Source organism: Thioclava sp. UBA3469 (assembly GCF_002378135.1).
Classification (GTDB): domain Bacteria; phylum Pseudomonadota; class Alphaproteobacteria; order Rhodobacterales; family Rhodobacteraceae; genus Thioclava; species Thioclava sediminum.
This window is the reverse complement of the sequence record NZ_DFRG01000137.1, coordinates 14641-23939: the sequence shown is the minus strand read 5'-3', so window position 1 is coordinate 23939 and position 9299 is coordinate 14641. Positions and strand designations below refer to the sequence as shown.

Below are 9299 nucleotides of genomic sequence, written 5' to 3'. Positions count from 1 at the left end.
CAGCGGCGCAGGAAGGCGTCGGGCAGTTCCTTCTCGTTATTCGAGGTGATGATGACGACGGGGCGGTGTTTGGCCCGGATCGTCTCGCCGGTCTCGTAGACGTGGAACTCCATCTTATCGAGTTCTTGCAGCAGGTCGTTCGGGAACTCGATATCGGCCTTGTCGACCTCGTCGATCAGCAGCACGACTTTCTTGCCCGCCTCGAAGGCCTGCCAGAGCTTGCCTTTGCGGATGTAGTTCTTCACGTCGTTGACGCGCTCGTCGCCCAGCTGGCTGTCGCGCAGCCGGCTGACCGCGTCATATTCGTAAAGCCCCTGCTGCGCCTTGGTGGTGGATTTGATGTTCCACTCGACCATCTCCATCCCGAGGCTCTGCGCGACCTGCCGCGCGAGTTCCGTCTTGCCGGTGCCCGGCTCGCCCTTCACCAGAAGGGGGCGCTCCAGCGCCACGGCGGCATTGACCGCGACGGTCAGATCGGGCGGGGCGACATAGCTGTCGGTCGATTGAAATTGCACGGGGAACACGCTCCGGTTTCGAGATCGCTGCGCAATGATCTTGCGCAAATCGTTTGCAACCTATCTGCGCCAAAATGCTGCCGCAACCCGGGCGTAAGAATTGATGAGGAAACACACAGTCCGGGCGAATGCGGACGTGACAACACTGTGTTCTTGGGGTATTGCCTCGCCCGAGGAGAGTTGGCCGATGGCGAATGACGATCATGGTGACGCCCCCGGCACGTATGAGAGGGCAGGTATGAGAGCTGAAGTATTCCTTCCGGATGATTATCGTCCGGCCGAGAATGAACCCTTCATGAATGACCGGCAGCTGGAATATTTCCGCAGAAAGCTTCTGGCGTGGAAGGCCGAACTTCTCGAACAATCCGCTGAAACGCTCGAAGGTCTCGCGGAATCCGCGCGCAACGTTCCCGATATTGCCGATCGCGCCTCCGAGGAAACCGATCGTGCGCTGGAACTGCGCACCCGCGACCGTCAGCGCAAGCTGGTCAGCAAGATCGACTCGGCGCTGCGTCGGATCGACAATGGCGAATATGGCTATTGCGAGAAGACCGGGGAGCCGATCTCGCTCAAGCGTCTCGATGCGCGTCCGATCGCGACGATGACGCTGGAAGCGCAGGAAAAGCACGAGCGCCGCGAACGGGTGCATCGCGACGACTGATCGCCTGCGCGCACTGCGTGTGGTGATGCACAAAACGCGCGTTGCCTTCGGGCGGGAAGGCGCGCAAAACAATTCGACACCGGCACCGCCAAGGTGCCGGTGTTCGCTTTTGAAGGAGGTCCCATGCTGATCGGGCGCAAGGTTACGGTTCTGGGTGCAGGGATCGCGGGGCTGACCGTGGCGCGGGCTCTGGCGATGCGCGGCGCGGATGTCGAGGTGCTCGAACAGGCCGAGGCGATCCGCGAAGTCGGCGCCGGGCTGCAGGTCTCGCCCAACGGGGCGGCGGTGTTGCGCGCTCTGGGGCTGGGTAAGGCGCTGGAGGCGGCGGGGCCGCGCGCCGAGGCGGTGCGGCTCGTCGATGGCGAGACCGGGAGCCAGGTGGCCAAGCTGGACATGGCGCGGCTGCGCCCCGATGCGGATTACCATTTCGTCCATCGCGCCCGGCTGATCGAACTGCTGGCCGATGGGGCGCGCGAGGCGGGGGTGAAAATCCGCCTGCTACAGCAGATCGAGCGGGTGGACCTGTCCGGGCCGCATCCGGTGCTGCACACCAAGCAGGGCGCCGAGATCGAGACCGACTTGTTGATCGGCGCGGACGGGCTCAACTCCAAGACGCGCGAGGCGCTCAACGGGCGGGTGGCGCCGTTCTTTACCCATCAGGTCGCGTGGCGCGCGCTGGTGCCGTGCGACGATTCCGAGGCGAAGATCGCGCAGGTCTTCATGGGCGCGGGCAAGCATCTGGTGAGCTATCCGCTGGGCCGGGGGCTGCGCAATGTCGTGGCCGTCGAGGAGCGGCATCGCTGGGTCGAGGAAAGCTGGGCGCTCGAGGATGATCCGATCAATCTGCGCACCGCCTTCGAGGATTTCTGCCCGACCGTGCGCGGTTGGCTCGATCAGGTCGAGAAGGTGAACCTCTGGGGCCTCTTCCGTCATCCGGTGGCCGAGCGCTGGTTCGCGCCCGGTGTCGCGATTCTGGGCGACGCCGCGCATCCGACGCTGCCTTTCCTCGCGCAGGGGGCCGTGATGGCGATGGAGGATGCCTGGGTTCTGGCCGAGGCACTGGCCAATTACGAGACCGACGACGTGGCCTTCGCCGCCTATCAGAACGCGCGCTGGGATCGCTGCGATCAGATCGTGACAGCGGCAAACAAGAACGCGCGGAACTATCATCTGTCGGGGGCTCCGCGCACCTTTGGTCATCTCGCATTGCGTGCCGCCTCGCGGTTCACGCCGGAGCGGCTCGTGGGGCGGTTCGACTGGATCTACGGGTATGACGTGACCCAGCAGGCGGGGTAGGGCGTCTCAACGGGGCTCTGGCGCGGGGCGACCAGCCCCGGGTCGCGGCCGACCCTCCCCACGGGAGGGCGCATTGGCGATGTCAGCACGGGCTCGACCGACCTGCGGGCTTGCGAGATAAAGTGCCAAGCCACAAAAGGCGACAAGCGCCCACCCGAGGCTCGGGCGCGACCCTCAGTCGCTACAGAGACGCTGCCCCGGCCCTTCGTTTGCGCTTCGGGCGTTCGCCGGGCGTCCTTCCACTGGAAGGCCGCTTATCCCGGCTCACCCCATCCGGAAATGCTTGGCGAGCTTCAGGCCCTGGCCCTGATAGTTCGAGGCAATGTCCTTGCCGTAGAGCTGGCGCGGCTCCTCAGCCATGCGCTCGTAGACGAGACGGCCAACGACCTGCCCATGCTCCAGCGCGAAGGGGGCTTCGTGGCAACGCACTTCCAGCCCCCCACGCGAGCCGGTGCCCCCGGCAGCGCCATGGCCGAAGCCGGGATCGAAGAAGCCTGCGTAATGGACGCGGAATTCGCCGACCATCGCCAGATAGGGCGCCATTTCGGCGGCGTGGTCGGGCGGGATCGTCACGGCCTCTCGGCTCACGAGAATATAGAACGCGCCGGGATCGAGGATGATGCGGCCATCGGAGGCGCGCACCTCTTCCCAGAAATCGCGGGCCGGGTAATGGCCGATCTTGTCGATGTCGATCACGCCGGTATGGGGTTTGGCGCGGTAGCCCACCAGATCGCCTTCAGCGGGCTTCAGATCGACCGAGAAGCCCAGACCCTCGTCGATCACCGCGGGGCCATCCACGAGCGGCTCCTGCTGGTGCAGGATCTTCAGCTCGGCATCGCTGAGCACTGCCTGACCGGCGCGGAAGCGGATCTGGTTGAGTCGCATTCCCGGCCGCACCAGCACCGAGAAACTGCGCGGGCAGATCTCTGCATAAAGCGGGCCGTTATAGCCCTCGGGGATTCTGTCGAACTCGGTGCCGTCATCGGTAATCAGGCGCGTGAGCAGATCGAGCCGCCCGGTGGAGCTTTTGGCATTGGCGACCGCCGTGACGCCCTCGGGCAGCGCGAGGGTCTCCATCAGCGGCACGAGATAGACGCAGCCCTTTTCCAGCACCACGCCGTCATCGGTCAGCGCCATGCGGTGCATCTCGAAGTCATGCAGGCGGTGCGAAACCTTCTGGCCCTTGCCTGCAAGGAACGAGGCGCGCAGCCGGTACGCTACGGTGCCAAGCCGCAGATCGAGGCTCGCAGGTTGAATCTGTTCGGGGATGATGGCTGGCTCGGCGGCGATTTCGCCCCGCGTGATCATGTCTTGCAGCATCGTGTCGGGTAGCACGCCGATGGTCATCCGATCCCTCCTCCGGATACACGAACGCCCACCCCGATGAAGAGGTGGGCGTTTGTCGAATTGGTCGGGCTGGCGAGATTCGAACTCACGACCTTCCGTCCCCCAGACGGACGCGCTAACCAGGCTGCGCCACAGCCCGACGAGGGGGATATAGTGCGAACCGGGCGGCGGGTGCAAGCAGTTAGTGAGAGAAATTTCACGCCAATTCGTCCGGGGTTAAGATCACTCATTCCGCCTGCGCGGAGCCATGCTGTGCGAGCCGCACCTGAAGGGCCTGCGCACGCAGGCGCAACATGCGCAGATCGCCGCGATCGGCGGGGCTGAGCCGCGCCGGATCGAGCGTGCGCAGCCCATGTAACAGCCGTGCGAGATCGGCCCGCGCGGCGATTTTCGCGGCGCGTTCCTGCGGACCACGATCGATCGTCATCGCCACGACAGGGGCCATCGGCTCCGGTTCGGGTTCGACATCGAGCGCCATCGGGGCCTCTGCGTCTTCATCCCACGCGTCTTCTTCCGGGGATTCGCTGGAGGCGGTCTCCGACTCGTCGAAGAAGGAAGGCTGCGACGGGACAGGGAAGGGGGTCACCGAGCCACCCTGATGGGCCTCGACGGGGGCGTCCTCGGTGGGGCTGAGATCGAGCAGTTCCTCGGGGCGCTCAGGAAGCGCCTCGGTCTGGGACACGTCTTGAGCTGTATCCTGCGCGCTGTCCTCGAGAGAGGCCGCCTCTTGCGGGGCTTCCTCCTGCGGAGCGATCTCTTCCGGCGCTGCCTCGGTCGACTCGGGCGTGGGCTCGCTCGGGGTCGCGTCCTGCGCCTGAGGCTCCTCTTGCGGGGTCGGGCTGTGCTGAGGCGCGGCAACCGGGGCAATCGGCTCCGGGTTGCTCTGCGTGGCCTCATCGACCTCGCGCTCGTCCTCGACGCTGACCTCGCCACGGGCGGCGACTTCGCGGATACCTTCCTCGCGCAGAAGTTTCTGCACGCCGCGGATGGTCATGCCTTCTTCATGCAGGAGATGCTTGATGCCGCCCAGAAGCGCCACATCGGCAGGCCGGTAATACCGTCGCCCGCCGGCACGCTTGACCGGTTTCACTTGCGTGAACTTGCTCTCCCAGAACCGAAGAACATGGGTCGGCGTGTCGAGAAGGTCTGAAACCTCAGAGATCGTCCGAAACGCATCGGCGGATTTACCCATCGGTAGGACCTGTCATTTGTTATCGGGTTACTTCGAGTTGCCCGCCGCCACGCGGTCCTTCATCAGATGCGAGGGACGGAAGGACAGCACGCGCCGCGGCGAGATCGGAACCTCTTCGCCGGTCTTGGGATTGCGGCCCATGCGCTTGGCTTTCTCGCGCACCGAGAAGGTGCCGAACGAGCTGATCTTGACCGTCTCCCCCTCCACGAGGGCGTCGGACATATGCTGCAGCACGCTTTCGACGAGCTGCGCCGATTCATTGCGCGACAATCCGACTTCGCGGAACACCGCTTCGCTCAGATCCATGCGCGTCAGGGTCTTCGACATCCTATCCCCCCGGATAAAGAGTTTGGCTAACAGTGACCGACCGCAATTCCCGAGTCAATATCAAGCACTTGGCGGACGGGATTGATGCGCGGGCTCACGCGCGTTTGCGCGGGAAACGCGTAAAACGAATGCAGAGAGGCCGCGCTTACCAGCGCAGGACGACCGAACCCCATGCCAGACCGCCGCCGATCGCCTCGGTGACCAGCACCTGGCCCTCCTTGATCTGGCCGCGTTGCTTGCCGACCGAGAGGGCCAGCGGGATCGAGGCCGCGGAGGTATTGCCGTGGTCCTGAACCGTGACGATCACGCGGTCCATCGGCAGCTGCATCCGCTCGGCCGTGGCCGAGATGATGCGCAGGTTCGCCTGATGCGGCACGATCCAGTCGACGTTCTCGCCGGTGAGCCCCGCCTTATCGAGCGCCTTATGCGCGGTCTCGGCCAGTTTGGTGACGGCATGTTTGAAGACCGCGTTGCCCTGCATGCGCAGATGGCCCGCCGTGCCGGTGGTGGAGACGCCACCATCGACATAGAGCAGGTCCTTGTAGCGCCCGTCGGAATGCAGATCCGACGACAGGATGCCGCGATCATTCGCGGTGCCGGTGCCTTCGGCGGCCTCGAGGACCAGCGCGCCCGCGCCGTCGCCGAAGAGCACGCAGGTGCCCCGGTCGGTCCAGTCCATGATCCGCGAGAAGGTCTCGGCGCCGATCACCAGCACGCGCTCGGCCTGCCCGGAAAGGATTAGCCCGTTCGCATTGGTCAGCGCGAAGATGAAGCCCGCGCAGACGGCCTGCACGTCATAGGCAAAGCCCGTGGTCGAGCCCAAGCCCGCCTGAACCATCGTGGCGACGGAAGGGAAGGTGCTGTCGGGCGTGGAGGTCGCGACGACGATCGCGTCGATCTGGTCGACGCTCATATTCGCGTCTTCGAGCGCGGCCTTCGCGGCCTTGATCGCGAGATCGGAGGTATATTCCCCTTCGGCGGCGATATGACGGCGCTCGATCCCGGTACGCCCGCGAATCCATTCATCCGTGGTATCGAGCGTTTTCTCGAACTCGGCGTTCTCGACAACGCGCTCGGGCAGGTAATGGCCTACGCCGCGCACCACGGATCTGATCGTCATTGGCTGCTCTCGCTTTTCTCGGCGGCAGGTGGCTCGCCGGATTTGGTCTCATCCTGCCCCGCGGGAAGGGTGGTGGCAACCCGTGCGGCAAGCTTCGCGCCGAAGCCCGAGCGTGCCAGACGGGCGGCCAGTTCGATCGCGGCGGCGAAGCTGGTGGCATCCGCCGAGCCGTGCGATTTCACGACCGTGCCATTGAGGCCGAGGAAGACGCCGCCATTGGCGCGGCGCGGATCGGTCTTGTGACGCAGGCGCTTGAGCGCGCCCATCGCGAAGAGGGCGCCCAGCTTGGACATCACCGAAGAGGTCAGCGCCTCGCGCAGCAGTTCGGCCACGAATTTCGCGGTGCCCTCGCCGGTTTTCAGCGCGACATTTCCGGTGAAGCCGTCGGTCACGATCACGTCGGCGCGCGCGCCGGCCAGCTCGTTGCCCTCGACGAATCCCGCGAAATCGAACTGACCCGCCTCCTGGGCGTTGCTGATCAGCTCATAGGCTTCTCGCAGCTCGGGGCGACCCTTGTGCTCTTCAGTGCCGATATTCAGCAGCCCGATGCGCGGACGCTCCAGCCCCAGCGCGTTGCGCGCGTAGGAGGTCCCCATCAGGGCGTAAGTCAGAAGATCCTCCGCATCGGCTTTCACGTCGGCGCCCATGTCGAGCATGACGTTCCAGCCCGCAGGCCCGCGAGAGGGCCAGAAGGAGGCGATGGCCGGACGGTTCACGCCTGGCATTTTGCGCAGCCGCATCATCGAGATCAGCATCAGCGCCCCGGTATTCCCGCAGGAGACCGCGACATCGGCCTCCTTGTCGCGCACCGATTCGATGGCCGACCACATGGAGGTGTCCTGCCCGTTGCGCAGAACCTGCGCGGGCTTGTCCTCCATCGTGACGGTTCGTTCGGCGTGGCGCAGATCGACACAGTCGCCAAGATCGTGCTTGGCGATCAGCGGTTCGAGCTGCGCGCGCGGGCCGTGGATGATGAAATGCAGATCGGGGTGAGCGCGATGCGCCTTCGCGACGCCGGCAATCGTGGCCTCGGGGCCAAGATCACCACCCATCGCGTCGACGGACAGAACGACAGCGCCGGCATTCGCCGGCGCTTTGCCCTTCTGGGCGGCTCGCATTTCTGCGGCCTTCATCTGCGATCCCGTCTGCGGCTGGTCCTGCGTATCTTGCATGACGTGCGGCGCGGGTCGACGGGCTTACGCCGCGTCGTCGTCCAGATCGACCTCTTCGGTCAGAGCGACGACCTCACGGTCGGCGTAGTGACCGCAGGACGGGCAGACGTGGTGCGGGCGCTTGAGTTCGCCGCAGCTGGGGCATTCCGCCGGGTTGCCAGCGGTAAGCGAGTCGTGGGCGCGGCGCATGTTACGGCGCGAACGCGTGACTTTATTCTGAGGGACAGCCATGTCTCAACCTCGGGGTTTCGGGGGCCAGTAGCCCGTGTTTGCGGCGTTACAGCCCTGATTTTCCTTGTGGTTTCGTCACTTGGCCGAAAGCGTCTCTCGGGGTGCGAAGCCAAACGTCGAATGAGGCCGGGAACATACTCGGATTCTTTTTCCGTGCAAGCCTTTTTTCCGGCCTTTTTTCAAGCGGTTTCGGGCGGTGCGAAACCGCGTCTGCCACTATGCGTCGCCCTTACCGTTTTCGCCCTTGGCAAGCAAGTCGCGCAGATTAGCGAAAGGCTTCATCTGTTCGTCGCTGAGCGGCTCGGCGCCCGGCTCGGTCACCTGCGCACCTTCCAGTTCCGCGTCTGCTGCACGCGGATAAAGCGGCAGGGCCAGCTCCATCGCCTCGAGCGCGACCACGCCGAGATTTACCGTCGTGGGCAGCGGTTCGGCGGTGTCATCCTCGGGCATCTCGACCTCTTCGGAGGTCGGCATTTCCATATCGGCGAGATAACGCCGCACCACCTCTTCGCGAATATCGGTCGTGACCGGGGCGAGAGTGATCACACAATCCTGAACCACGCGGGCCTCGAGGGTCGCGCGCAATTCCCAGTCCGAGCGTCCCTTCGGCGCAAGCTCGCCCTTGAGGCGCAGCGCCTCGACGTCGCGAATATCTGCCCAGTCTGCAATCGCCTTGAGCCGCTCTCCCTTGGCTTCGATGTCGAAGCGCGTGGGTTTGCGGCTGGGCAGATCGGCCAGCCGCATGGGCTCGCTCCAGATCGTCTCGGGGGCGGCGGGCAGGTCGGGATCGACGGGGGTCTGTGTCATGTCCGGCTCCTTGTTTTGGGTCGCTCGGTGTTGTCCTGCGACCCTTTGCATGCGCCCGAGTGCCCAATCGGCGCGCTCTAGCGCTTGAGGGCGGCGCAGTCATGATGTAAGCGTCACTAAAAGCCCGAAGTGTCAGAGGCAATAGGGGGTTGCAGGTGGGGATCGGTTCTATGATGCGCAAGGCCATGCTGTTTATCGCGTTCGGCGTGGTGCTTTTCGCGGGCGCCTGCTCTCCGATTTACCGTAACCACGGCTATGTGCCGATTGACCAAGACCTCGCTCAGATCGAGGTCGGCAAGAGCACGCGTGACGATGTCGCAGCCGCGATCGGGCGGCCCAGCTCGACCGGGCTTCTGGAAGGCTCGGGCTGGTATTACGTCGGTTCGCGCTGGAAAACCGTGACCTGGCACGCCCCTGAGGAAATCAGCCGGGAAGTCGTCGCCGTGTCGTTCAACGACAATGGCGTTGTCACCAATGTCGAACGCTTCGGGCTTGAAAAAGGTCAGGTCGTGACGCTGTCGCGCCGTGTGACCGAGAGCAAGGTCAAGGGCATCGGCTTCCTGCGTCAGCTGATGGGCTCGATCGGCCGTATCAATGCAGGCCAGGTTCTCGGCGACAACTGATCGCGGCG

Annotated in this window: 11 protein-coding genes and 1 tRNA gene; 3 read left to right on the top strand and 9 right to left on the bottom strand. The window is 64.7% G+C overall.

The features are described 5' to 3' along the window. The coding region (locus tag B3D39_RS11240; protein WP_286789688.1) for an AAA family ATPase at nucleotides 1-515 on the bottom strand (515 nt) is incomplete at its 3' end. A 238-nt stretch (nucleotides 516-753) separates the two neighbouring features. Between B3D39_RS11240 and dksA the strand changes: the two genes are divergently transcribed. Beyond that, nucleotides 754-1176 (top strand): RNA polymerase-binding protein DksA, encoded by a 423-nt coding sequence (gene dksA / locus B3D39_RS11235; RefSeq protein WP_078522815.1) that lies wholly within the window; start codon nucleotides 754-756, stop codon nucleotides 1174-1176. A gap of 123 nt (nucleotides 1177-1299) precedes the next feature. Continuing rightward, the gene (locus tag B3D39_RS11230; RefSeq protein ID WP_274962747.1) at nucleotides 1300-2472 is read left to right on the top strand and encodes an FAD-dependent monooxygenase; all 1173 of its coding nucleotides are present in this window, start codon (nucleotides 1300-1302) and stop codon (nucleotides 2470-2472) included. Nucleotides 2473-2736: 264 nt separating this feature from the next. Here the strand turns inward: B3D39_RS11230 and B3D39_RS11225 are convergent, their stop codons facing one another. The 8 genes from B3D39_RS11225 to B3D39_RS11190 form a co-directional block, all read right to left on the bottom strand. Further along, on the bottom strand, nucleotides 2737-3819 hold the full coding sequence (locus B3D39_RS11225; RefSeq protein ID WP_286789687.1) for a 2'-deoxycytidine 5'-triphosphate deaminase: 1083 nt from the start codon (nucleotides 3817-3819) through the stop codon (nucleotides 2737-2739). A 61-nt stretch (nucleotides 3820-3880) separates the two neighbouring features. Then, nucleotides 3881-3958 (bottom strand) — tRNA-Pro (locus B3D39_RS11220). Nucleotides 3959-4045: 87 nt separating this feature from the next. Further along, on the bottom strand, nucleotides 4046-5011 hold the full coding sequence (locus B3D39_RS11215) for a MerR family transcriptional regulator (protein ID WP_274962746.1): 966 nt from the start codon (nucleotides 5009-5011) through the stop codon (nucleotides 4046-4048). 27 nt (nucleotides 5012-5038) lie between these two features. Further along, nucleotides 5039-5338 (bottom strand): integration host factor subunit alpha, encoded by a 300-nt coding sequence (ihfA, locus tag B3D39_RS11210; RefSeq protein WP_075775489.1) that lies wholly within the window; start codon nucleotides 5336-5338, stop codon nucleotides 5039-5041. A gap of 145 nt (nucleotides 5339-5483) precedes the next feature. Then, nucleotides 5484-6458 (bottom strand): beta-ketoacyl-ACP synthase III, encoded by a 975-nt coding sequence (locus tag B3D39_RS11205; protein WP_078542750.1) that lies wholly within the window; start codon nucleotides 6456-6458, stop codon nucleotides 5484-5486. After that, nucleotides 6455-7576 carry a phosphate acyltransferase PlsX gene (gene plsX / locus B3D39_RS11200; RefSeq protein WP_274962751.1) on the bottom strand — a complete coding sequence of 374 codons (1122 nt, stop codon included), beginning with the start codon at nucleotides 7574-7576 and terminating at the stop codon, nucleotides 6455-6457. The genes B3D39_RS11205 and plsX overlap by 4 nt, the downstream gene beginning before the upstream one ends. 78 nt (nucleotides 7577-7654) lie before the next feature. Next, nucleotides 7655-7861 (bottom strand): 50S ribosomal protein L32, encoded by a 207-nt coding sequence (rpmF, locus tag B3D39_RS11195; protein WP_078522810.1) that lies wholly within the window; start codon nucleotides 7859-7861, stop codon nucleotides 7655-7657. A 216-nt stretch (nucleotides 7862-8077) separates the two neighbouring features. After that, on the bottom strand, nucleotides 8078-8668 hold the full coding sequence (locus B3D39_RS11190; RefSeq protein WP_078522809.1) for a YceD family protein: 591 nt from the start codon (nucleotides 8666-8668) through the stop codon (nucleotides 8078-8080). A gap of 170 nt (nucleotides 8669-8838) precedes the next feature. Here B3D39_RS11190 and B3D39_RS11185 point away from each other — a divergent pair, with 170 nt between their 5' ends. Further along, a complete protein-coding gene (locus tag B3D39_RS11185) occupies nucleotides 8839-9291 on the top strand; it encodes an outer membrane protein assembly factor BamE (RefSeq protein WP_078522808.1) in 453 nt (150 codons plus the stop codon). Nucleotides 9292-9299 lie beyond the last annotated feature (8 nt).